This window comes from Nocardia sputi, assembly GCF_023501985.1.
This window is the reverse complement of sequence record NZ_JAMFLC010000034.1, coordinates 1-25,712: the sequence shown is the minus strand read 5'-3', so window position 1 is coordinate 25,712 and position 25,712 is coordinate 1. Positions and strand designations below refer to the sequence as shown.

Annotated in this window: 9 protein-coding genes and 4 pseudogenes; 9 read left to right on the top strand and 4 right to left on the bottom strand. The window is 66.3% G+C overall.

What is annotated here, in order from left to right:
* Positions 1–50: 50 nt before the first annotated feature.
* The 3 genes from M8859_RS33175 to M8859_RS33165 are packed head-to-tail and all read left to right on the top strand — an operon-like array spanning position 51 to position 13,779.
* On the top strand, positions 51–1,154 hold the full coding sequence (locus M8859_RS33175; RefSeq protein WP_195072291.1) for a MupA/Atu3671 family FMN-dependent luciferase-like monooxygenase: 1,104 nt from the start codon (positions 51–53) through the stop codon (positions 1,152–1,154).
* Positions 1,151–11,449, top strand: a complete 10,299-nt coding sequence (locus M8859_RS33170) for a non-ribosomal peptide synthetase (RefSeq protein WP_249645446.1) — start codon at positions 1,151–1,153, stop codon at positions 11,447–11,449. Before M8859_RS33175 ends, M8859_RS33170 begins: the two co-directional genes overlap by 4 nt.
* Before the next feature lie 29 nt (positions 11,450–11,478).
* Positions 11,479–13,779, top strand: a complete 2,301-nt coding sequence (locus M8859_RS33165) for a penicillin acylase family protein (protein ID WP_249645445.1) — start codon at positions 11,479–11,481, stop codon at positions 13,777–13,779.
* 66 nt (positions 13,780–13,845) lie between these two features.
* Here the strand turns inward: M8859_RS33165 and M8859_RS33160 are convergent, their stop codons facing one another.
* Positions 13,846–14,079 carry an integrase core domain-containing protein gene (locus M8859_RS33160; protein WP_159930551.1) on the bottom strand — a complete coding sequence of 78 codons (234 nt, stop codon included), beginning with the start codon at positions 14,077–14,079 and terminating at the stop codon, positions 13,846–13,848.
* On the opposite strand from M8859_RS33160, the pseudogene M8859_RS33155 reads away from it, so the two are divergent.
* Positions 14,078–14,750: pseudogene (locus M8859_RS33155) on the top strand (transposase); the annotation flags it as partial. The gene M8859_RS33160 and the pseudogene M8859_RS33155 overlap by 2 nt on opposite strands.
* Positions 14,751–15,139: 389 nt before the next feature.
* On the opposite strand, the gene M8859_RS33150 reads toward M8859_RS33155, so the two are convergent.
* A complete protein-coding gene (locus tag M8859_RS33150; RefSeq protein ID WP_195072429.1) occupies positions 15,140–15,934 on the bottom strand; it encodes a hypothetical protein in 795 nt (264 codons plus the stop codon).
* Positions 15,935–16,409: 475 nt separating this feature from the next.
* Between M8859_RS33150 and M8859_RS33140 the strand changes: the two are divergent.
* Positions 16,410–16,529: pseudogene (locus M8859_RS33140) on the top strand (LLM class F420-dependent oxidoreductase); the annotation flags it as partial.
* Between the two features lie 34 nt (positions 16,530–16,563).
* Here M8859_RS33140 and M8859_RS33135 read toward each other — a convergent pair.
* Positions 16,564–17,334 (bottom strand): Tn3 family transposase, encoded by a 771-nt coding sequence (locus M8859_RS33135; RefSeq protein WP_308221250.1) that lies wholly within the window; start codon positions 17,332–17,334, stop codon positions 16,564–16,566.
* Between M8859_RS33135 and M8859_RS37400 the strand changes: the two are divergent.
* The 3 genes and pseudogenes from M8859_RS37400 (at position 17,251) to M8859_RS33105 (ending at position 24,282) form a co-directional block, all read left to right on the top strand.
* Positions 17,251–20,047 (top strand): annotated as a pseudogene (locus M8859_RS37400) (Tn3 family transposase). The gene M8859_RS33135 and the pseudogene M8859_RS37400 sit on opposite strands and share 84 nt — an antisense overlap.
* Positions 20,048–20,647: 600 nt before the next feature.
* Complete coding sequence (locus tag M8859_RS33110) at positions 20,648–22,960, top strand: hypothetical protein (protein ID WP_504928425.1); 2,313 nt, start codon at positions 20,648–20,650, stop codon at positions 22,958–22,960.
* Positions 22,961–23,325: 365 nt separating this feature from the next.
* Entirely contained in the window at positions 23,326–24,282 is a 957-nt protein-coding gene (locus tag M8859_RS33105) for an alpha/beta fold hydrolase (RefSeq protein WP_159930556.1), read from the top strand.
* Between the two features lie 19 nt (positions 24,283–24,301).
* Here M8859_RS33105 and M8859_RS37820 read toward each other — a convergent pair whose 3' ends face one another.
* Positions 24,302–25,261, bottom strand: coding sequence for a hypothetical protein (locus tag M8859_RS37820; protein ID WP_372492967.1), 960 nt, complete (start codon positions 25,259–25,261; stop codon positions 24,302–24,304).
* 14 nt (positions 25,262–25,275) lie between these two features.
* On the opposite strand from M8859_RS37820, the pseudogene M8859_RS33095 reads away from it, so the two are divergent.
* Positions 25,276–25,543, top strand: a pseudogene (locus tag M8859_RS33095) (AAA family ATPase); the annotation flags it as partial.
* Between the last annotated feature and the right edge of the window lie 169 nt (positions 25,544–25,712).

Here is a 25,712-nt window from a genome sequence, read left to right as displayed (position 1 = left end):
GCTCAGAAGACTCGCCCGCCCCATCGTTCGCGGTGCCTTCGCTGCCACCCGTGTCGACGAACCGGCCCCTGTCGTTCAGCCTGTTCTTCTTCTCCGACAATGCCGCGCACCGTCAGCAGCATCCGTACCGACTGGTGCTGGCTGCGGCAAAGTTCGCCGACGACAACGCTTTCGAGGCCATCTGGCTTCCCGAGCGCCATTTTCACGAGTTCGGCGGGCTGTATCCGAACCCCTCGGTCCTCGCGGCGGCCATCGCCGCGACGACGCGACGGGTACGGATCCGGGCGGGCAGCGTCGTTGTGCCGCTGCATCATCCGGCCCGCGTCGCCGAGGAGTGGGCGATGGTGGACAACCTATCGGGCGGACGGGTCGATATCGCCGCCGCTTCCGGCTGGGCGCCTGACGATTTCGTGCTCTCGACCGTGGATTTCGAGCGGCGCCGCGACGAGACCTTCACCAGGCTGGACGCGATTCGCGCGTTGTGGCGCGGCGATCGGATCGACATGCGGCTCGGCGCACGAGCGAAGCCGTTGCCGATGGCCACGTTCCCCCGGCCGATTCAGCCCGAGCTCTCCGTGTGGATCACCACCGCCGGTACGCCCGAGACCTGGACGCTCGCAGGCGCGAAGGGCTACCACGTGCTGTCCGGCCTGCTGCAGGGAGATCTGGACCGGGCCGCCGCGAACATCGCCGCATATCGCAAGGCCAGATCGGACGCCGGACACGATCCGGCGACCGGCCGGGTGAGCATGATGATGCATACCTTCGTCGGGTCGTCGATCGACGAGGTGCGCCGGACGGTACGCGCTCCACTGCTGGACTATCTCGAAACCCATTTGAACCTCTACGAGACGATGCCGGGCATCCAGGCGCGACTCGACATCAACGCGGCCGATTTCTCGGCCGACGACAAAGCGGCGGTCGCGGAATTCGCCTTCGAGCGGTACTTCGTCGGCAACGGCATGTTCGGAACGCCCGAGACCTGCCTGGCGATGACCTCGCGCCTGCAACAGGCCGGGGTCGACGAGGTGGCGTGTCTGGTCGACTTCGGTGTCGACGACGACACCGTGCTGGCGGGTTTGGCCGGTATCAACACCCTTCGCCGGACGGTTCAGCGTGCGGCGTCGCACCCGGATGTGGAGGGCAGCTCGTGACGGACCTGTCGGAGAGAATCGCCGCACTCACGCCGGAGAAACGTGCACTGCTGGAAAGACTGGTGCGCGAGCGAAACTCGGTTTCGCGGCCGGAGACGCCGGCTTCGCTCGGGCAGGAACGGCTCTGGTTGCTCAGTCGCCTCGCACCTGGCAGCGCGGCCTACAACGAGTCCGTTCGCTACCTGCTGCGCGGGCCGCTCGAGGTCGCCGCCTTGGCGGCCGCGCTGCGTCTGGTTGTCCAACGGCACGAGGTCTTGCGCTCGGGTCTCGTGCTGCGAGACGACGGACTTCGCATGGTGCCGTCGCAGGATCTGCCGGTCCTGTCAGTGATCGAGACTACGCCGGCCGAAGTGGCCGGGCTGGCTCTGGCGGACGCGGGCACACCGTTCGATCTGGCACACCCGCCGTTGGTACGCGCCACGTTGTTCCACACGGCAGCTGAGCAATTTACGCTGTGCGTGACTGCTCATCACGCGGTCTGCGACGGATGGTCGCTCGGTCTCTTCATCGGGGAAGTGGTCGAGTTCTATCACGCCTACCACCGGGGTGAGTCGCCAGAGCCGGCGCCGCTCTCGACGAGCTATGCCGACCATGCGCGCACGGAACGCCGGCTGGCCGGCGCGGGTGCGTTCGACAGGCACATCGAGTATTTCGCGCGACAACTCCATGGCGCGCCGCCGTTGCTCGACCTTCCCACCGACCACCCCCGGCGGACGGCACACAGGGGCTTCGGAGCCCGGACACCCATCTCGGTGCCCGTGGACGCAACCGGTCCGCTGAGCGCGCTCGCGGGCCGGGAGAACGCAACCCTGTTCATGGCGAGCCTTACCGTCTTCGCCACCGTGCTCAGGCGCTATACCGGTGTCGAGGACATCGTGGTCGCCACGATGGCCGCCAACCGCCCGGCCGGCACGGAACGGCTCATCGGGTTCTTCGTCAACGCCTTGGCGCTGCGGATCGACCTGTCGGGGAATCCCACATTCGTCGAAGCGCTTCGGCGCGTGCGGGAAACCTGCCTGTCGGCATATGACCATCAGAACGCGCCGTTCGAGCGCGTCGTCGCGCGACTCGGTGTCGGACAGCAAGTGAGGCACGCCGCGCTGACTCAGGTCACCTTCAACTTCGAGAACGCTCCGGTGTCGCCGTTCCAGCTGGCGGGACTGACCATCGTGCCGCAGGACAATTCTCCGGGAACGTCGAAATCCGATCTGGCAGTGTCGCTTCGCATCGTCGACGGCGCTGTAATCGGGCACCTGGAGTACGACACCGACCTGTTCGACACGGACCGCATGGAGCGGATGGCACAGCACTTCCGCACTGCTTTCGCCGCGTTCGCGCACGCACCCACCGCGCGGCTCGCGGACGTGAATATCCGCTCCGCCGCGGAAATGCACCGGATCGCCGAGGTGAGCCAGGCGCCGGCGCTGCCTGCTGCGGTAGAGCCGTTCCTGACCCGTTTCGAACGCATGGCGGCCACGCAGCCGGACGCGCTCGCCGTGGTGTCCTCGGCCGAGTCGCTGACGTACGGTCAGCTCGCCGCGCGCGTCGCTGCTGTGGCGGATCGGTTGCGCGCTATGGGGGTCGAGCGGGATGCGCGGGTGCTGGTGGCGCTTCCGCGCTCACCCGCTCTTGTGGTGGCGATGCTGGCGGTGCTCCAGGCGGGAGGTGCATTCGTCCCGGTCGATCTCGCGTATCCGCTGGACCGGATCCGCCGGGTCGCCGAGTCCGCGCGCCCGGTGCTGGCGTTGGTCGACCGCGCCGACCGCCTCGCCGACATCCTGCCCGCCGTAGTCATACTCGAGACCGGCGAACACGAGTCGACGGCTCCCGGGAAGCTGCAGGCGCGCACCCGAGGCGCGGACGATCTGTGTTACGTCATCTACACTTCGGGGACGACCGGGCGTCCCAAGGGCGTCATGGTGACCGAGCGCGGCTTTGCGAACTACCTCGCGTGGGCAGCCGACCACTTCGGCAGCGCAGCGAGCGGCGAGACGCCGGTGCACACGTCGGCGGCGTTCGACCTCGCCCTGATCAGCGTGTTCGTTCCGCTGGCGGTCGGCGGCCGAATCCGGGTCTACACCGAGGCGCAAGACATTACACACGTCGCCGCACGGCTGGCGTTGGTGCGGGATATCGGTGTGCTGGCGACGACACCAATCCATGCCGGACTGCTCCGCGAACTGCTGAGTCCGGCCGCTCTCGCGAACGCACGCGGCACCCTTGCTGTCGGTAGTGAAGCGGTGCACAGCGAACAGCTGGCCGTGTTCCGCGCCTACGCGCCAGACCTGCGGATCATCAACCAGTACGGTCCGACGGAGACCGTCGTCGCCTGTGTTGTACACGAGATCGCGGCTGCCGACTCCTGGACCGGACCGGTTCCGATCGGGCGACCGATCTCCGGCGTTCGGGTGCGTGTGCTGGACCGATGGTTGCGGCCGGTGCCGATCGGTGTGCCCGGCGAACTCTATATCGAAGGTCCCGGCGTGGCACGCGGCTATATCGACGAGGCCGCCCGTACGGCAAGCAGATTCGTTGCCACCGAATCCGGCGGCCGGATGTACCGTACCGGCGACCTGGTCTGCTTCCGCTCCGACGGCGTCCTGCAGTATCTCGGTCGCTCCGACACACAGGTCAAGCTGCACGGCTACCGCATCGAGCTGGACGAAATCGACTCGGTCCTGCTCGGCTGTCCCGGTGTCCGGGCCGCGTCGTCAGCGCTGCGGCGCAACCGTTCCGGCTCGCCCTATCTGGTCGGCTATGTCGTCAGCGACGGCGGCGTGTTGACGGACGAGGATGTACGCCGACACCTTCGACTCCGGTTACCCGCGTACATGGTGCCGTCGACGATCGTCGCCCTCGGGGCACTGCCGCTGACCGTGGCGGGAAAAGTGGATCGCGCCGCCCTGCCGGAACCGGGGGAACGGCCGCGTGCGCCGTTCGCCGACCCGCGCGGTGAGACCGAAGCGGCCTTGGCGCAGGTGTGGAGCGCGCTGCTCGGTGTGGACAGGGTCGGCCGCGACGATGACTTCTTCGAGCTCGGCGGGCAATCCGTCATCGCCGTGCAGCTGATCGCGCGGGTCGGTGCGGTATTCGACGTCGCCCTGCCGGTGCCTGCGGTGTTCGAGGCCACGACGCTGCGTGCGCTGGCGGATCGGATCGACGGCCTGCCACGCAGGTCGTCGGCCGACCGATTCCCGCTCGTGCCGGTGGCCCGCAACGGTTATCTGCCGCTCTCCTTCGCTCAGGAACGGTTCTGGTTCCTGGAACAGCTCAACCCGGGATCGCCCGCCTACCACGTTGCGGCCGTGCTCGAAGTTCGTGGACCGCTGAGCGTGGCGGCGCTTCGGTCGGCCGTGAATGCGGTTGTCGCACGGCACGAGTCGCTGCGGGCGACCTTCCGGCAGGCCATCGACGGAGAACCGGTGCAGGTTATCGCGCCCGTGCTGCAGATCGACCTACCGGTCGTCGACGTCGGGTCGCACCCGGACCGCCGCGCGGCCGAGATCGACCGGCTCGCCGCGGCAGAGGTCCGGCGGCCCTTCGATCTCGCATGCGGCCCGTTGCTCCGTCTGACGGTGTTGCGGGTGTCGGATGTCGAGCACGTGCTGCTCTGCACTCTGCACCACAGTGTGTCCGACGGATGGTCGGTGGCCGTGCTGACTGCGGAGATCGGCGCGGCGTACACCGCGAGCGTGACCAACCAGCCGTACCATCCGGCGCCACTACCGGTGCAGTTCCCGGACGTGGCTGTGCACCAACGTCGGCGACAGCGGGCGGGCGATTTCGACGACGACCTGGCCTATTGGCGCGACCGTCTGGCAGGTGCGCCCGCGGAGCTGGCGGCACTGGATGACAACACCGAGGAGGTCGGCGGTGCGTGGGTGGGATTCGAGTGTCCCGGCCCTGTGTGGCAGGCGGCGCTCGCGGTCGGTGCCGACGTCGGAGCCACCCCGTTCACGGTGCTGCTCGCCGCGTGGCAAGCAGTGCTGGCATACGGGAACGGCCAGGACGATGTCGTGGTCGGGGTGCCGATGTCCGGCCGCGACCGGCCAGAGTTGGAAGGCCTGATCGGACCGCTGCTCAACACGCTGCCGATGCGCGCCGACCTGTCCGGACAACCGAGCTTCCGCACTTTGCTGGAGCGGACGCGCGGCAGCGTCGTCGACGCGCTCGCTCACGGCGAGATTCCGTTCGAGCAGCTCGTCGAGACACTCGCTCCGGAGCGAAACCCGCGGAGCACACCGATATTTCAGGTGATGCTCGTGCTCCAGAACACGCCCCAGGCGACCTTCGAGCTGCACGGCCTTGCGGTCGAGTCGCGGCCGATGCAGACCGGGGCCGCGAAATTCGCCCTGACATTGACGGCCGAGGAGAGCGCCGGCAGACTGCGCGGGACCCTCGAATACGAGCGTGCCCGCCTCCGCCCAGAGACCGCGCAACGCCTCCTCGGCTACCTCGAGCGGATGCTGTGGCACGCGGGGCAGCAGCCCGACGTCCCGATCGCGGACCTCGATCTGCTCTCCGCGTCCGAGCGAACCGCGCTGCTGGTGGACCGGAACAACACCACAGTACCGATTCCGGAGGAGACACTCGCGAGTCTGTTTCAGCGGCAGGCTCGGCGCTCGCCGTCGGCGGTGGCGGTGGTGGACGCCACGACCGAGTTGAGTTACGCCGAGTTCTCCGGCCGGGTGAACCGGTTGGCCCGCTGGTTGATCGGGCACGGGGTCGGTCCGGAGTCGCTGGTCGCCATCGTGCTGCCGCGCAGCGTGCGATTCGTGGAGTGCGCCTACGCGACGGTGCTGGCAGGCGGCGGGTATGTGCCGATCGATCCGAACGCCCCTGCGCAACGCAGGGCGCTGCTGCTCGAACAAGTGTCCCCGGTCATCGTCCTCGATACGGAGGCGCTGGCGGGCATCGACCTGACCGGCTTGTCCACGGAACCGATCACCGACCATGACCGCCGGGCCCAGCTCCGGCCCGCGAACACCGCCTACGTGCTGTTCACCTCCGGTTCCACCGGTAGCCCGAAACCTGTAGCCGTGACACACGGCGCTATCGTCAATCAGCTGCTGTGGATGCAGTCGCGCTACGGGCTGACCGCGGATGATGTGGTGCTGCACAAGACTCCGCTCACGTTCGACGTCTCGGTATTGGAGTTGTTCGGGCCGTTGCAGGTCGGAGCACGGATCGTGGTGGCGGCACAAGACGGTCACCGCGATACCGGCTACCTCGTCGACACGATCATCCGGCACGGGATCACCGTCGCGCATCTCGTGCCGTCATTGCTCGAGGTGTTCCTCGACGAACCTGGTCTGCGCGAGTGCCGATCCCTGGCGACGGTGTTCTCCGGTGGGGAAGCGCTCTCGGCCGCGACCGCGCGGCGGTCGCTGGAGAGGCTCGGCGTCCGGCCACGCAATCTGTACGGTCTTACCGAGACCGCCGTGAACGCAATGTCCTACGAGATCACTGGTCACGAGTCGGACAGCGTTCCGATCGGCGTGCCGGTATGGAATACCACGGTCGTCGTGCTCGACCCCTGGCTGCGGCTGGTGCCGACCGGTGTGGCGGGCGAGTTGTACATCGGCGGTGCGCAGTTGGCGCGCGGGTACGCGGGTCGTCCGGGCCTGACCGGCGCCACGTTCGTGGCCGATCCGTTCGGGTCGGGGGATCGGCTGTATCGCACCGGCGATATCGGCCGATGGAACCACGCCGGGCAGTTGGAGTTCCTCGGCCGGGCAGACCATCAGGTCAAACTCCGCGGCTACCGCATCGAGCCCGCCGAGGTCGAGCACGCGTTGCGCGGCGTGCCCGGCATCCGCGCAGTTGCGGTCCACGTGCGAGACGAAGGAGCCGGACCAGCGCTGGCCGCGTTCATCACGGCCGCACCCGGCGTGACAAAGGATAAGGTCAGGAATGCGCTGGGCACTGTACTGCCCGAGCACATGGTGCCGACGCTCTTCGCCTTCGTCGATGATCTGCCGCTGACACCCAGCGGCAAACTCGATCGAGTCGCTCTGCGCGCCATAGCGATCGGATCGGCCGCTGAGCGCGTTCCGCTGGTCGCGCCACGCACGCCGGCCGAGCGGACGGTGCACGCGATCTGGGCGGAGCTGCTCAGAGACGAGAACTTCGGTGTCGCCGACAACTTCTTCCACCTGGGTGGCCACTCGCTGCTGGCCACTCAGATGCTGGCGCGGCTACGCCGTTCCACGGGCGTTGCGCTGTCTGTTCGGGAGTTGTTCGAGGCGCCGACGCTCGCGGAGTTCGCCGCGCTGGTGGATCGGGCGGGTGCGGACGCGCCGAGGAGTATCCCGGTACCCGCGCTCGCCGCTGCCGTGCGGCCGGAGCGGATTCCGTTGTCGTTCGCGCAGCAACGGATGTGGTTCCTCAACCAGTTCGACCCCGCGTCGTGCGCCTACCACATCGTGCACGCGTTCCGGCTGTCCGGAGACCTCGATATCGATGTGCTGCGGGCGGCCGTGCGTGATCTCGTCGGCAGACATGAAGCGCTGCGCACGGTGTTTCCGGTAGTGGACGGTGAACCGCTGCAGTCGATAGTGCCGATCCGTGATATTGCCGATGTGGTGACCGGGCCGGTCGCCGTCGACGGCACTGCTGGACTCTGGGATGCGGTACGCGAGTTCGCCGCCCGCGGTTTCGATGTGACGACCGATGTGCCGATCCGGGTGCTGGTGTGCGCGGTGACGGAAACAGTTCACGTGCTGGTGCTGGTGGTGCACCATATCGCGAGTGACGGGTTGTCCAAAATGCCATTGGCACGCGACATGGTCATCGCGTACACGGCGCGGTCGAGCGGAGCGGAACCGGTCTGGGAACCGCTGGCCGTGCAATACGCGGACTACACCCTATGGCAACGAAAGACTCTGGGAGACAGTGCCGATCCGTCGTCACCAGCGGCCGGAGACGAAGCGTTTTGGCTGCGTGAGCTGGCGGGCGTACCGCACGTCATCGAATTGCCGAGCGACCGTCGACGCCCTGAGAACCCGTCATATGCCGGCGGAGTCGTCGAATTCGCGGTGGCTGCTGAACTGACGAGCGCCATCTATATGCAAGCGCGGCAGCACGGAGTCACTGTCTTCATGGTCCTGCACGCCGCACTCGCGGTGCTGCTGACCAAGCTGGCGCGCACCGACGATGTGGTGATCGGGACACCCGTCGCCGGCCGCGCGGAGGGCGCACTCGACGATGTTGTGGGCATGTTCGTCAACACGATCCCGCTACGCACCTCGGTGCACCCGCAACAGTCGTTCACCGATCTGCTCGAGGCGGTGCGAGAAACGGACCTGGCGGCGTTCACCCACGCCGAGCTTCCCTTCGAACGAATTGTGGATGTTGTCCAACCCCAGCGCTCGACCGCACACAACCCGCTGTTCCAAATCATGCTGGCATTCCACAACCTTCCCGAAACAGTCTTCGAGCTGCCGGGACTCCGGATCGAAGACATCAATATTCCAGACGTGACGTCGAAGTTCGATCTCGAATGGATCTTCACCGAAATATCCCAGGGCCGGGGCCGGGTGACCCAGCTCAATGGCAAACTGGTGTTCCCGACAGACCTGTTCGACACCACAACGGTGGTGGCGTTCCGGGACAGATTCCTGCGCGTACTCACCGCCGCAGTGACCCGTACCCGAGTACGAATCGGCGAAATCGACCTGCTCTCCGCGGAAGAACGAACCGCGGTACTGATCGACCGGAACACCACTACGGTTTCGGTACCCAGGGATTCCGGCACGACCCTCTGCTCCCCGTTCCAGGCGCAGGTGGCGCGGACCCCCGATCGCGTCGCAGTGACCTTCGGGGACACGTCGGTGACGTACGCGGAGTTCTCTGGGCGGGTGAACCGGTTGGCCCGCTGGTTGATCGGGCACGGGGTCGGTCCGGAGTCGCTGGTCGCCATCGTGCTGCCGCGCAGCGTGCGATTCGTGGAGTGCGCCTACGCGACGGTGCTGGCAGGCGGCGGGTATGTGCCGATCGATCCGAACGCCCCTGCGCAACGCAGGGCGCTGCTGCTCGAACAAGTGTCCCCGGTCATCGTCCTCGATACGGAGGCGCTGGCGGGCATCGACCTGACCGGCCTGAGCGCCGCGCCGATCACCGATCGCGATCGACGGGCGGAGCTACGGCAGGCGAATCCCGTCTACGTCATCTTCACCTCCGGTTCCACCGGGAGCCCCAAACCCGTCGTCGTAACCCACGGCGCGATCGTCAACGAGCTGCTGTGGATGCAGTCGCACTACGCGCTGACCTCCGACGACGTGGTGCTGCACAAGACTCCGCCCACCTTCGACGTCTCGGTACTGGAGTTGTTCTGGCCGTTGCAGATCGGAGCACGGATCGTGGTGGCGGCCCCAGATGGCCACCACGATCCCGGCTACCTCATCGACACGATCACCCGGTACGAAGTGACCGTTGCGCATTTCGTGCCATCGATACTCGAGGTTTTCCTCGCCGAGCCCGAGGTCCGGAAATGCTCAACCTTGGCGACGGTGTTCTCGTCGGGAGAAGCACTGCCGGTGGCGACCGCGCGACGGTCGCGGGAGCGGCTCGGCGCCCGGCTGCACAACCTGTATGGCCCCACCGAAACCACAGTGGAAGTAACCTCTTTCGAGGTCACCGGCAACGAGTCCGACACTGTCCCGATCGGTGTCCCGATATGGAACACGACGACCTTCGTACTCGACGCCGCGCTGCAGCCGGTGCCCGTCGGCGTGGCAGGCGAGTTGTACATCGGCGGTGCGCAGTTGGCGCGCGGATACGCCGGCCGCCCTGGCCTGACCAGCGTCGCATTCGTCGCGAACCCGTTCGGAACAGGTGAGCGACTGTATCGCACCGGAGACCTCGTCCGGTGGACACGAATGGGCTTGGAATTCTTAGGGCGCAGCGATTTTCAAGTCAAACTACGCGGACAGCGGGTCGAGCTCGGCGAGATCGAGTCGGCCCTGACTCGATATCCAGGGGTGTGCCGGGCCGCCGTGACGATGAGCAACGATCCGCGCCTGGGTGATCAGCTGGTGGGTTATGTGACCGGAGTGGGCCTCGACGCGACCGCCCTGATCGAGTCGGTGCGTGACGTGTTGCCTGGCTACCTGGTACCCGCGGCAGTGCTGGTGCTCGATGAGCTCCCCATCAATGCCTCGGGAAAGATCGACCGTACCGCACTGCCCGCCCCGGTGTTCCAGCCACGGCGGTATCGCGCGCCGGGAACGCCGACCGAGGTCGTGATTGCCACGGTGTTCGCGGAAGTGCTCGGCGTGCCGGCTGTCGGCTCGGACGACGAGTTCTTCGCGCTGGGCGGCAACTCGCTCGGTGCCACCCAGCTCGTGCGGCGGCTGGCGGACGAGCTCGCGATTCGGTTGCCCGTGCAGGACGTGTTCACGCATTCCTCGGTGTCGGCCCTGGCTGCACGAATCGACCTGCGGCGCACAATGAACCAGCAGTCGGCCGAACAGGCGAGTTCGTCCGGCGTGGTTCGGCTACACCGTGCGGGTGGCGAGCGGCCACCGCTGTACTGCGTGCACGGAATACTCGGCGGAGTTTCCGAGTACACCGCGCTCGCCCTACGGCTGTCGGATACGGAGGCCGTGTACGGGCTCACGGCCGCGCCGACCGTGGAGTCCCCCTCGATCGCACAGATAGCCGCCGAGCTGGTCGCCCGGCTCCGACGCGACCGGCCACGTGGTCCCTACCGGTTGCTCGGTTGGTCGTTCGCGGGCACGGTGGCATACGAGATGGCCGTGCAGCTCGGCGAATCCGGGGCTGAGGTGGACCAGGTCGTATTGGTCGACGCGTGGGCGCCGCAGCGGATGCTCGCGGGTGTTCCCGTCGACAAGTCAGGCCGGTTCGGGATATTTGTCCACACACTGCTGCCCGAAGCCAAGGATCGCGTCACATTGGGCGATGACTTCTGGGCGAGCGAGATCACTGACCAACTCGAACTGCTGACCGACCACGCAAGGCGGGTTGCGGCTGTTCCGCCGCACACCACCGTCGCGGAAATCCGACGTCGCCATGATCTGTTCGAGCGGCACACGAGCGCGCTGCGCGGCTACCAGCCGCAGCCGTGGGCCGGTGTTGTCACCGTCGTTCGCGCTGGGAAAACCATTGCGGACGTCGGTGATCCGACCCTCGGGTGGGCATCCGTCGGGAACCCCGATAGTCTCGTCCTCGTCGATGTACCGGGCAGCCACCACACCGTCCTGCTGCCGCCGGACGTGGATCGGCTGGCGGCCGCGCTCCGCGCCGGAGAACCGGAAGCGGGAAAGATTCCATGACCTCGTTGCGGTATTTTTCGGTTCTCGTCATGGTGCTCACTCTCCTGTCCGGGGTCACCCACGGGGTCGGCGGCGCGGACCGTGGCGGGGGTTCGGTGGTCATCCGGCGCACCGCGTACGGCATCCCGCATGTCCTCGCCGACGACTTTCCCGGCCTCGGATTCGGCCTCGGCTACGCACTCGCGGAGGACAGCATGTGCTCGCTCGCGGATATCGTGCTGACGGTCGGCGGCGAGCGCTCGCGGTATTTCGGTGCCGATGCCAATGCCGGGGATCCGATCGACCGGCAGCTCACCAACATCGACAGCGATGTCTTCCACCGCTTCCTCGATGAGAACGGCAACGTGGAGCGAGCCTTCGACCAACCGCCACCACTCGGACCCACCGCCGAAATCGATGACCTCATCGCCGGCTACGTGGCCGGGGTGAACCGGTATCTCGCCGACGTGGGCGTGGACGGACTACCGGACCCGGATTGCCGTGGCAAACCGTGGGTGCGTCCGATCACTCGGCTCGATGTTCAGCGGATGATCTACGCCATCACCGTGTTCAGCGGGATCGGCCGGGTCAAGTCACGGGTCGCGGCGGCGACGCCCGCACCGCCTCGAGCCACCGCAATCGATGCGATATTCGCCGAGATGGCGGGCGGCGACACCGTGCGTCTGGGCAGCAACGGGATCGCCGTCGGACGGGACGGTACGCCGCAGCGCGGCGGCTTCCTGCTGGCCAACCCACATTTCCCCTGGCGGGGGTCACTGCGCTTCTATCAGGCCCAGTTGACCATTCCCGGTGTCCTCAACGTGTCCGGCGCGACGTTGCCCGGCGTGCCGCTGGTCATAATCGGGCACACGGCACACCTGGCCTGGACCCACACGGTGTCGACCGCCCGGCGATACAGCATGTACGTATTGCGACTGGTCCCCGGCGATCCGATGAGCTATCTCGTGGACGGCAGACCAGAGCGAATGACCGAGCGCAGCATTGCCGTGCCGGTGCTCGGCGGCGGCACAGCGAACCGGACCGTCTACAACTCCCGCTATGGGCCGGTGCTTGCGGGCGCATGGACCGAGTCGACCGCACTGTCGCTGCGCGACGTCAACGTCGACAACGGGAGGTCCGCCAATGTGTGGCTGGCGATGAATCAGGCCGACAGCGTCGCCGAGCTGCGCCAGGCGCAAAACCGTTACCAAGGCGTAGCTTTCGCCAACACGCTCGCTGTCGACGACACCGGTGCCGCCTATTACGCCGACGCCTCGGTTGTTCCGCACGTCACCGACGCACAGGCATTGCTGTGCGGCCGGGGTCCGGGGCTTCCCCCGAGCGCGGCGCTGCTCGACGGCTCACTGTCGTTGTGCGCCTGGGGCAGCGACCCCGACGCCGTAACGCCCGGAATCTTCGGTCCGCACGCGTACCCGTCCCTCACACGCTCCGATTTCGTAACCAACAGTAACGACTCCGCCTGGCTCACCAACCCCGCCGCGCCGATCATGGGCACGCCACAGATCTTCGGACCAGTCGCGACACCACGGAGCCTGCGCACCCGCGTCGGCCTGGACATCATCGATCGACGCCTACGCGGCGTAGACGGACTCGGGCCAGCGGGGTTCACCATATCGACTGCACTCGAGGCGTTTTCGGCCGACCGGAACCACAGCGCTGAATTGGCGAGGGACAAAGTCGTTTCGATGTGCCGCGAGCAGACGACCATCCAGGCGACCGATGGACGATACGTCGACGTTACCGAGGCGTGTGAGGCTTTGGCACAGTGGGATTCGCGAGCCGAGCCGCACAGTGCGGGAGCCGTACTGTGGCGTGAGCTCTGGCTCGCCGCAGAGCGCGTCCCCAACGTGTGGGCGGTACCGTTCGATCCGACCCACCCACTGACCACTCCCAACACCGTGAACACCGCGGTTCCCGAAGTCCGCCGCGCCCTGGCGGACGCCGTGGCCCGCTTGGCCGACGCCGGCATACCGCCGAACGCCTCCCTCTCCTCCTTCCAGCGCTCGATCGGCACCGACGTGGCGGTGCCCGGCTGTACCCACCAGGAAGGCTGCTACCACGTGATCGGCGGGGGACCACCGGGACTCCGCGACGACGGAACCTTCGCTCCCGTGGACTTCGGTTCGAGCTTCATCATGGCAGTCGAACTGTCCCCTACAAGAACCTCGGCACGCACCTTGCTCACGTACTCCCAATCACCGGATGCAAACTCCCCGCACAGCAGCGACCAGACAAAACTGTTCGCAACCAATGACTGGGTCGTCGAACGCTTTACCGAATCCGAGATCCACTCCGACCCTGCCCTGCGAACTCGCGCACTGCATGGCTGAGTGGAACGCGGTCTTCGGGAGCGGTGATCGTCCGGCTGAGGTTCACCCCGAATGGTGGACAGGGTTTCAAGCAGCCTTGGCTGCGTCTGTCAGGGATTGCTCGTAGCATATGGGGCCGAGCATCCCGAGGGCGGAGTGCCGCCGATCATGGTTGTATCTGTCGATCCAATTGTCAACCGAGGCAACGAGTTCCACTTTGGTGGCGTAGACATGATGACGTGACCCCTCTGGTTCGGTCCGTAGTAGTTTGTGAGAGTCTGAGTGCCCAGGATTTGGGTGGGAAGGCTCGACGACGATCATGGCGACGCGTAAACGACATACCCCTGAGCAGGTGGTTCGGAAGCTGACCGAGGCCGATCGACTGTTGGCCGAGGGCAAGGACGTGGCCGAGGTGTGCCGGGTCCTGCAGTCACCGAGGCCACCTATTACCGGTGGCGTAATCAGTTCGGCGGGTTGAAGGCCGATGACGTGAAGAAACTCAAAGAGCTCGAACGCGAGAACACCGTGCTCAAACGGCTGCTGGCCGAGGCCGAGCTGGAGAAAGCGGCGTTGAAGGAGATCGCGAAGGGAAACTTCTAGACCCGGAACGCCGGCGCGCGGCGGTCGCTCACCTGCAACGATTGTTCGGAATGAGCGAACGCTTCGCGTGCCGGGTGACCGGGCAGCACCGAAGCACTCAACGCCGTCCACCGGCCGATCAGACCGCAGGTGATCCGGATTCCGGGTTGCGGGAATGGTTACGCGAGTGGGCGAAAACCCATCCACGGCAGGGATTCCGCCGCGCCTACCATGACGCCCGCGCCGAGGGCTGGCAAGTCAACCACAAGAAGATCCAGCGTCTGTGGCGAGCCGAAGGGTTGCGGGTGCCACTGCGGCGGCGCCGCAAACGCACCGGTGCCTCCACCATCACGTCGGTGACGGCGGAGGCACCGAACCGAGTGTGGGCGCTGGATTTCCAGTTCGCAGCCGAGCACACACCTGCCGGCGCATGGACAGCGGAAAGGATTTCGGCATCGTGACCTCCTACGGGTCAGTCTGCCTCAACTCTCGAAACCGCGGCCTCCTGAGCGGGGGCCAGATCAAGTGGACCGATCACCGGGGTCCCGTCAGGTGGACCTGCAATCGGGGCCCAGTCACAGGTAACGTTCGACGTCGAGTGCCCAATCGAGATTGCCGCGGGACCACATGTCGCAGGCCCGGGAGATAGCGGCGGGTGTCGGTGCTCACACCACAGAGGTTCCGGCGGGCAGGTCGTAGCCGCCCAGTCGAGTATCGGTGGTGACTGTTCTGGTGAACAGCCAGCCGGGTGCATAGAGCCGCAGTGCTTCGCCGGCAGAACCTGTGCTGCCTGAGATGCCGATCAGGAGTCGGAGGGGATGGCGGCGAGGAGGGTGCCGCCGGCGAAGCGGCGGTAGCGGGCCGTGCCGCCGCGGAACTCGTTGAACGAGATGAAGGTGGGGTAGTGCGCGGTGCGAAGGTCGGCGAGGACGGCACCATCTGGGAGAGCGGCTGCGGCGGTCGCCAGTACCGTGTCGGGGGAATGGCGGGCCGTCGGTGCTGGCATGGCGGCCGCTATCGGTGAGTCGCGGGGCGCGAGGATTTCGCCCTGGCCGGACCACCAGTCCTGGAACACCGATTCGAAGTCGAGGTCGTCCAGTTCGTCGTCGTCCAGACCCGGATCCATACCCTCGACCCGCTCGCCGGCGGCAACCCGCAAGGCCAGGTCGAGCCCGTCGGCGACGGAGGTGAACCAGTCGGCGACCGACGGCGCGACCAGGGTGGTGGAGTTGTCCTCCCAGTGGTAGAAGACCCGACCCCAGACGCCGGTCTCGGGATCGATGTCGGCGTAGTAATTCTCCGCGGCGGCGTTGCGGTGCAGCGCCCACCAGGTCCCTGGTGCGCCGGCGCGGCAGAACCTGGGCTCGAAGTTCTCCGGATGTCCGAAGGTGATCGGATCGTAGTCGTCGAACCAGATTTCGCCGATCTCGCGTGCCAGGAGCCGGATGTCGGCGGGCACCGGCACCGCCCAGGTGTCGATGACGTCGTCCGGGATGCCAGGGCCCAGTCGGACCTCGCCTTCCGAGGCCGCCGCCGCGGCTCGCAGCCGGGCGATCGCGTCCTCGGCCCGCGCGAATGCCGCTGTCGGTTCGTTCATGAGTCGGTACCTCCTGGGAAAGCTGTGTGGCAACTCTAATGCTGATATTTGCCACGGCGGCCGGATAGCTTCCCACTAATAACTGATGGCTGTCGAGCAGGTGAGCTTCATCGATGGCCACTATGGGCAGCCTGCCCCGCTCCGCCGCTTCAGCGGCCAGCGTCTCGGCGGTCTCGGGTGCCGGGACCGCGGTGTGATAGGCGGGCCGGTGCCCGAGAGAGGCGACGATGCGGTGGAGCATGCCGCGGACCCCGATCGAGGGATTCGGCAGATAGATCACGATCGGGATGGCGGCCGGCCCGGTCCTGCGACAACTCGCTCTGGGAGGCTTGGGAATCCGGATTGCCACAGTGATTCATGCCTGGCGAACCAGCCTTGTCCAGTTTCAGCGGCACTCGTCCGGGACAATGGATTGTTGCTATCAAGTAGGTACTGCGTCACACCGGGGCCAAATCAAGTTGACATAGCCAGCCCTGCCGGGCTGGCAGCGCACCTCGACGCCGGCGCCGACCATGTGCCTGTGCAAGTGCTCACCGAACCTGGAAACCTCGTCGCGGCCCTCGCCGAATTGGCCGGACCGCTCGGCCTGAGGTAGGTGAACGCTAGAAACAGCAATGTCCGACCCTTGGTCAAGGCGGTCCAGTGGCGAACAGTGCGCGCGGTTCGAGGTCCAGGCGGGTCACCGGCACCGCTTCGGGCGGGGTGAGGTTGAGGACCCAATCGCCGAACCGGCGGATCGTGCGGGTGATGTAGGGCGTGATGGTGGCCAGATCATCCGGGTCGACCGGGTGCCCCTCGGCGGCCAGGGCGTTCGCGGCGTCGGTGATGTCCAGGGCGGTGGAGTAGATGGCGCAGTTGGCGACCAGTTCGTTGAACTTCACCACCCGTTCCTGGTGGTCCGGATCGTTGTGGCCGATCAGGCGGCCACCGAACATCAGCCACTCGGCGAACCCGTGGAACGACTCGGCCCGGTTCGTGATCGCCGTGATCTGCTCGCGCAGCTCGGGTTCGGACAGAAACCGCAGCAGCGTGATGGTCCTGACCACCCGGCCGAGTTCCCGGAACGCTTTGTACAAGCGGTTTTTCCGCGAATGATTACCGAGGCGTCGTAGCAGCGTCACCGACGACAGCCGTCCTTCCCGGATGGAGATGCCGGTGCGCAGCAAGTCGGGGTTCCGGTAGTAATCGGACGAAAAACAACGACAATGGCTTGACCAGCAGAGATAGCGCGCTCCTTGTTTGTCCTGCGGGGCGTCGTGATTGGTGCTTGGCTTGGCTGCCGATGAGGTTGGTCGGCGTGCTGGAGGCTGGGTTTCGTGGCGATGCAGGTGTTCGCGGTCGAGGAGTTGGCGCGGCTGCGGGAGTTCCCGGATATCAGCCGCGAGGAGTTGTTCCGGCACTTCACGCTCACCCCGGCTGACATCGCCTTTCTGACGCCGGGTCGCGGGCGTGGCCCCGCGGAGCGGCTGGGTTTGTCGGTGGCGTTGTGTGCGCTGCCGTGGTTGGGGTTCGTGCCGGACAAGGTGGCTGCCGCGCCTGCAGTGGCGGTGGCGCGGTTGGCGGATCAGCTGGATGTCGATGTGTCGCTGATCCGTTCGTATGGCAAGCGGGCGCAGACGCGCACCGAGCATCTGCGAGTGGTGGCCCAGTATCTGGGCTGGCGGTCGGCCGGTGCGCTGGAGTTCAAGGAGTTGGACGAGTTCTTGTTGGCGCGGGCGATGGAGCATGATTCGCCGACGCTGTTGTTCCGGTTGGGGTGTGAGTATCTGCTCTCGGCGCGGGTGATCCGCCCCAGCCCCGACACCGTTGTGCGCCGCGTTGTGCACGCGCGTGAGCAGGCGCAGCGGGAGACCTACGATCGGCTCGCGCATGAGCTGACTCCGCAGCGGTGCGCTGAGTTGGACGGCTTGCTGGTCACCGATGCCTCGATCCGGATGTCACGGTTGCGGTGGCTGTCCACCGGGCCGGTGGACGTCGGCGGCTGCGGTGCTGTTCGATCAGGCACTGTCGGGGAAGTTCAGTGCCGCGGAGAACCGGATGCGCGAGGAGCTGGCCGAGCGCGGCAAGAGCGGGGAGGACCGGCAGGCGCTACTGGATGACCTCCTATCCATCCTCATCGACCCGCACATCCCCGACGAGGATGTCGGCGGGTTGATCCGAGGTGAGGGCATCGGGTTGGAGCGGCTGCGGGCCGCGAAAGCGCAGACCAAGCCGCGGCTACCGCGTGATCACGGGCATCTGGTGGCTCTCGATTCGTCGTATTCGTATCTGCGGAAGTTCACTCCGGCGGTGTTGTCGGCGGTCCGGTCCGCCGGCGGCACGGCGGCGACGGAGTTGCTGATCGCGGTGGACTTGCTGCGCGAGCTGAATGCAACCGGTCGTCGCAAGGTGTTCGACGATGCACCCACGGGGTTCGTGCCGGCCAAGTGGCGCGGCTATCTCGACGAAGCCCGCAAGACCGGCAATACCGTCGCCTACCGGCACTATTGGGAACTGTGCGTGCTGCTCGGGTTGCGGGACGGGCTGCGCAGCGGGGATGTGTTCGTGCCGGGGTCGCGCCGCTACGCCGATCCTGCCGCCTACCTGCTCACGTCCGAGCAGTGGGAGCCGCAGCGCGGCGAATTCTGCCGCCTGGTCGACAAGCGAGCCGACCCGGTTGCCGCGTTGGTCGCGTTGACCGACGAGTGGGGTGCGGCGGTCGCCGAGCTGGAGCAGATGCTCGCGTCCGGTGACGGGCCGGTGCGGCTGGACGAGGTCGGTGATCTGGTGATCTCACCTTTGACCGCCGAGGACATCCCGACCGAGGCCATCGAGTTGAAGGCCGAGCTCACGGAAATGCTGCCGTTCGCGCCGATCGTGTCGCTGCTGATCGAGCTGGACAAACGCACCGGCTACTTGGATTGCTTCACTCATGCGGGCGGTAAGCAGGCCCGCAGCCCGGAGTTGAAGCGCAATCTGATCGCGGTGCTGCTGGCGTATTCCACGAACCTCGGTCTGACCAATATGGCTGCGGCGTCGGGGATCTCCTACGACATCCTGGCGTGGACCGCGGAGTGGTATGTGCAGGAGGAGACGCTGCGTGCGGCGAATCTGGCGATCATCGGCTACCACCAGAGACTTCCGCTGACCACGGTGTTCGGGACCGGCACCCTGTCGTCCTCGGACGGGCAGCGGTTCCCCACGCGCGGCAAGTCCACCACCGCCCGCGCGGTGAATCACTTCTTCGCCGAGGAGGGCCTGTCGACCTACACTCACGTGACCGACCAGCACACCACTTACGGCACCAAGGTGATCGTCACCACCCGCCGCGAAGCCCATTACGTGCTGGACGAAATCCTCTGCAATGCAACGGATCTGCCGATCACCGAGCACGCGACCGATACCCACGGGGTCACCCTGGTCAACTTCGCGCTGTTCGATCTGCTCGGGATGCAGCTGTCCCCGCGCATCCGGGACCTGGGCAAGATCACCCTGTACCGGCCGGTGCCGCGCGCCGATGCCGACGCGCGGGTTCCCGCACGTCGGACCGCTGTTGACCCGCAAGCTAAATCTGGACCTGATCGCCGAACACTACGACGACCTACCCCGGCTGGCCGGATCACTGAAGTTCGGGCACGCCACCGCGTCACTACTGGTCGGCAAGCTGTCCGCATCCGGGCGGCAGAACGCCCTGGCGGCGGCGCTCAAGGAATATGGTGCCATGCGGCGCACCATCTACGCCTGCCGATATCTGACCGGACCCGACTACCGGCGCAAGATCTCGCGCCAGCTCAACAAGGGCGAATCCATCCACGCCCTCAAACGCGGCCTCATCCACGCCCACGAAGGAGCTTTCCGCGCCCGCCACCTGGAAGCCCAGACGGAGCAGGCCTGGTACCTGACCCTGGCCACCAACGCGGTTATCGCCTGGACCACGGAATATAACGGGCTCGCGGTCGAGCAGATGCGCCGCCAGGGGCGTCGTATAGACACAGATGTGCTGGCCCATATCTCCCCGGCCCACTCGGAGAACATCCACTTCTTCGGCGCGATCGAGGTCGATGTCGATGCAGAACTTGCCCAGCTCGGTCCCACCGGGTATGGCCGCTACGGGTCCGCGACACCCTCTTCTGACCGGGGCGTCGGGGCGCGCTCCTTCGATGACGGACCAGCCTTCGATGACGTGATCGGTCCGCGCGAACGGGTCCGGCCAGTGGCAGGTTCGCCGTGATACCCAGCACGAATGACAAGACCGTCGGTCTGCTCTGGCGAGTTACCAGAGCCCCGAGGATCTGCCGGACTCTTGAACACGCGCGTACTTCGACTGCCCGGAACCCCCTTCGCGTTGAATATCGGGCACGTCCGGCCCATAGCCACGGTGGGCGTTGCAGAGAACTCGCAAGACCCCTATCGGTTCCCATTGCTGGGAGGTCGTGAATTTGGCCATGCCTTTTAGGCTGCGGCGAAGGCATGCGATGTGCGACGTACACGATTCAGCGAGCGGCGTCTCTCATTGCCCGTGACCGCGTGTCCGAGCCAATTATGGTCGTGTCCGGTAGGCGAAATCGGAGGGTGTGTGGCCGAACCTCATGACCGGCTGGATAGGACTCGTGGGCGGTTCCGGCGAAATGGTGGCCCAGGGCAGCGCCTTTTCGGGGGCTGGGCCCGGCACGACAGTTGACGTTTCGGCCGCGAACGCCTGTTACGCCCACCGAGCTCGCCCCGTATCGCCAGGTGATCGAGGGTGCTCTGGCGTTCCCGCCCCGCGGTGGTGTGTATTGGCTTTCCGAGGCAGGGGCCGGGTTTCTCGATTCACGCGTATCCGCGAAAGGCGCAGCAGTTGTATGCGCTCTCGTGCACTCGGAGCCGCGCAGTCTAGCTGACACGTGGGTGGCTGAGTACGGGCTCGAATTCGCGGCGGAAGCAGCTGTGTGGATGTCCGGGGTGGGAATGTCGAGTTCGGTCGTATCGGGATCCCGGGGCGGTACGTGGAATCCTATCCATCTGACCGCGCCCGAGCCGAACGAACCAGGACCATTGCGTGCCTACAACGTGCTGCGGCGGGTCCGGGCGCACCTGGCGACTGCATCCGAAGAGCGTTACCGGACCACCGTCCAACGCCTCGGTACGCTGCGCGGCGTTGCCGGCGGTCGAGGGGCTTCCGGTCATATCGGTGACCTGTGGGTCCGGGTCGCCACGTCGTACCTGCTTCCGACCGAACAGGGTTGGATCGATGCAGATCTCGAGGCGATGCCGATCGACAAGTCGCGCAGCGCACCGCCCGAGCGGCACCTGCGCTGGTACAGCAACGATTTCGGGGCTTGGTCGGTTCCGTCTGATTCCTCGGATTCGCTTGCCCTTCTAGCCGCTTGCGCCACCACCTCTGAGCAACTCACTCGCATCACCGAAGTGGTCGAGCCAGCACGCCTTTTTCGTCATGTGTACAACATCGCGACCCAGGTAGGTCCCGCCGCCGCCGACGTCATCGCGGCGATGCTGGATGCCAGGCTTCATGCAACCTACGGTTGGGGTGCTGACCGAGACTCCACGGGCGAGCTCGCCGACATGCTGTCCCGGTTTCCGACCGATGTCGCGATGGGGCTGCTCCAGGCTCGCGCCGACAACGGGTTGGTGTTCGGTGCGCTGTCCCGATCCGCGGTCCGGTTCCCGCGCCGTGCGAGGAGGCTGTTGTCAGCCGATCCCACCCGGAGGGCGTCGGCCCATATTGTTCGGGCGCTCAAACGTCGAGAACAGCAGTTCATCAGCGATGCGTCGGCTCACCAGTGTGGTCAATCCGTACATCTACGCAACGCCGAACCGCACGAACTGCCGGATGTCTTGGCGTCGCCGCCTTGGCGTCGCGCACCTTCGCGGGCACAGCACCTTTCCCTCGAAAAACGCCCCGACCGCCCGCTGCGGCTCGACTGGCGGCCAGGTGAACGGGAGCGGTGGGCTGCGAGGCCAGTAACACGGGGGTGGTGGTATGAACACGACATGCTCGAGGTGGTCAGCAGGGCCCGGAGCATCGAGGATTACCGTCGCTCAGTGCAGGACGTCGACCAGGAGCCCTTCGTCCTCGCACTGATATCCGACGACATCGCGCATCCGATCCTGCGAGAGTTCAAAGTCCCGCGGGCAGTCCACTCGCAGGCGATTTTCCAACGCATTCTGGGAAGGTTCGGTGCCGATGCCCTTGATGCGGTCGTTGCGACGATGGCGCAACATCCGTTGCGGATGGCTCAGGTCATGGAGCCAGTCGACGGCAGTCGTGTCGCCGTGCTGATGATGCGCTGCCTCGGGTTCCGCCGGACCAATCGTACCGCGGTCGCTTGGTGGCAGCGGCATGCCGACACGGCCGTCGAAGACCTGATTCCGATTGCGCTGAGTCGGTACGGCAGCGATCGCATGCTTGCCCAGCACGCGCTACACACTATTGCCCAAATGGGTCACCGCAGCGCAATCGACAGCGCCGCAGCATATTACGGCGAGCAGAGCCGCACAGCCATCTCCGCGAGGGTGGGCGACGATGCGATACAGTCTGCGCTACCGCATCGGATTCCTCGACTGCCGACGTGGCTCGTCCCTGCCCTGCTTCCTGCCATCTTGCTACCAAACGGCAGCGCAGCGCTGCCGGAATCCGCAGTGGAAGACTTCTGCACGATGCTGGCGATGTGCCGCCCCGAATGGCAATACGCCGGAGTTCGGGTTGTCGCGGAAACGGTGGATCCGACGGCGCTTGCGGAGTTCGCATGGGGCCTATACGAGGCTTGGATGTTGGCCGGTTGCCCCCACCGCGACAACTGGGTGTTGCATGCGCAAGGCCTTGTCGGGAATGCAGACACGGCGCGGCGACTATGTCAGCAGATCCTCGAGGGCGGGTGGCGGATCGGAGAGTCTTCCCGCGCTGCACTCGACGCGATCACAGCTATCGGTGGTGATGAGGCGGTCACCTGTCTGCGTGCCATCGCCTCGAGCTCATCCAGTGGTTTGGCTCGCAAGGCAGGACACCGGATCCGTGAGCTGACGGAACCAGACAGCGTGCGTTGAAAAGCAGCGCGCATCGACGATGCAGGTAAGAATCGTGTCATCTGGTACATGAAGCGTCGCTGTCCGCTTGATCCCACGTTTTGGAGTGCCGGACGCGAGCCTGCCAGTCGGCGCCATCGAAACCGCCTGGTCAGGCGCGAATTTTTTCCGGCCAACGCCGGATTCCGGCCGGTTGGACCCCACATGCCGGCTCTACCCCAGATGCACACGAGTGCGAGACATCTGAACGCCCATCGGTAACCGTGCCTAGGTGATCGCATGACCGTAGATAGGTATATGCCCGATGTCGGCCCGGTACCGATTCGATGAGGATGGTTGTCGCGCAGCGAGCAGAACACCTCCCCGCCAACGCACCGGAGCCGCTCATGTCCATCCGCACCACCATCCCCACCGTGGCCCAACGGCGTGTCACGGTCTCGACCCGAGACGGCGTCGCTCTCGCGGTTCGGGAGTACGGTCCGCGCGATGCCGACCTCACCGTCGTCCTCCTGCACGGCCATTGCCTGCGCAGTGAGTCCTGGACCTACGTCCGCGACGCGCTGCTGCGCCGATACCCCGACGCCCGGGTGGTCTGCTATGACCATCGCGGACACGGCGACTCCGCCGCAGCGTCCCGCAAGACCTACAACCTCGCCCAGCTCGGCCGCGACCTGCAGGACGTTCTCGACGCGGTCGCCCCCACCGGACCGGTCGTCCTCGTCGGCCACTCGATGGGCGGCATGACCGTGCTGACCTACGCCGCACGGTACCCGCACGAGATCGGCACTCGTATCGTGGGCGTCGCGCTCCTGGCGACCGCCGCGAGCGGGCTCGCCGACGCGGGCCTCGGCCGGCTCCTGCGTAACCCGGTCGTCTCCGCGTTCCAGGCGGCCGTCCGCCGCGCCCCGGGCCTGATGCACCACGCGAAACCTGTAGCCTGCACACTCTTCGCCCCCGTCATCCGTGCCGCCGAGTTCGGCGATCGCAAGGTCAGCCCGCGGGTGCTGGCGCTGGCCCACGCGATGCGCAACGAGACGCCGATCGTCACGATGGCGAGTTTCCTGAGCGAATTCACGGTCTACGACCGGACCGACGCGCTCGCGGTCCTCTCGCGGATCCCCACGCTGGTGCTGTGCGGCTGCAGCGACCTGATGACGCCGCCGTCGCACTCGGTCGCGATGGCCGCGGCCGTCGAGTACGCCGACCTCGTGATGGTCGAGGGCGCCGGGCACTCGGTGATTCTCGAGCAGCCCGACCAGGTCGCCGACGCCATCAACCGCCTCATGACCCGAACAGGCGATCCCGACCAGGCCGCGGCCGCTCACCTCACCCTCGTCGCCTAATGGGAATTGATCGGCGAGCCTACGACTGGGGCGGGACTGGTAAGGACCCGTACTGGCGACTCCTGAAATTATCTGCGGTAGCGCTCGCGGTGCCGCTCGGATTGATAGCCAAACCGCTTAGCGCCACTTTTCGCGAATCTGGTCCCCGCACCCCGGATAGTGCGCGTTCGAACAGCAGTTCCTCCTTGTGCCGGATCGCCGGGCTCCGCAGCGGGGCGGTGTCGATCGGTCCGCGGCGGCCGCGTACCAGCATGCTGGGCCGGGTGGGGTGTGTATGCACGACCCAGAGTCCGGCGAGGTCGAACTCGGCGAGGGTCAGAGTCCTCGGCCGGCGGGCGCCGGTAGCGATCCAGAGACCGGCACCGTAACCGGCCAGGGCGTCGAGAGGGCGACGAGGTTGGTCGGTCCGGTGGTGGCGGCGGCGAAGGCGACTTCGGGGTGGGTGGCGAGGGTGGCTCCGAGGTCGGCGAGTTTGGCGGGGTGGGACGGGTAACCACAGCATGGCTTCGCAGGTGAAGCCGAGTAGGCGGGGGTCGATGTCGACGTCGAAGAAGAGCGTGCCGGTGTGTCGGAGGTGTTCGAGGCGTCGATGGATGGTGGATTCGGATCTGCCGTTCCAGCCGGTCGCGCCGCCGAAGAACATGCGGAGGAGGCAGTGCGCGGTGACGGCGACCACTCGTGGTGTGCGGGGCAGTTTGCCCCCACAGCCAGCTGTCGCGGGGCTGGTGGCCGCGGGTTCGTGTAAAGCAGACGATCTCGGTGCCGCCCGAGGTGAGGCTGACCGAGGAGGTGTCTGGGCGGCGAGTGCGGTGGCGATGGGTTCGGCCGCGCCGGGTACGCATCGCAGGCGGACGAGCCATTCGACGTGCCCGAGTCGGCGGGCGTCGGTGAGACCGAGTACGCGCAGCGCCCCGGTGGAGCGCAGTTTGCGGTAACGGCGGGCGACGGTTTGGTCGGACACGCCGAGCGCCGCGCCGATGATCGTGAACGGCGCGCGGCCGTCGAGTCGTGATCTATCTGCCGAATCCCTCGATCGGGGTCGCGGCATGCTCCACCGCATCGTCGCCTCTCTCGGGCACCAGCCCGCCTATCACACTGCGGTCCTGGTACCCCGGACCGCCGAGACGCTGGCCGCTGAAGCGGCGGAGCGGGGCAGGCTGCCCGTAGTGGCCATCGATGAAGCTCACCTTTCGACAGCCATCAGTTAGAGGCGATCCGCATGCTCACCAACCACGACCTGGACTCTGTTTCACCGATGAGTTTTCGGCGGACCGGGCGTCTACCCGGAGAAGGGGTATTGAGACCTAGGTGTACTGACCACGGACGTTGGTAGCGGCGTGTCGGGCTGACATGGCGAAGACCTCCGGGTGAAGTGCGAGCTGTCTAGGAACGCATTCACCTGCCGGAGGTCTTCGTGTCCCACCGTAATG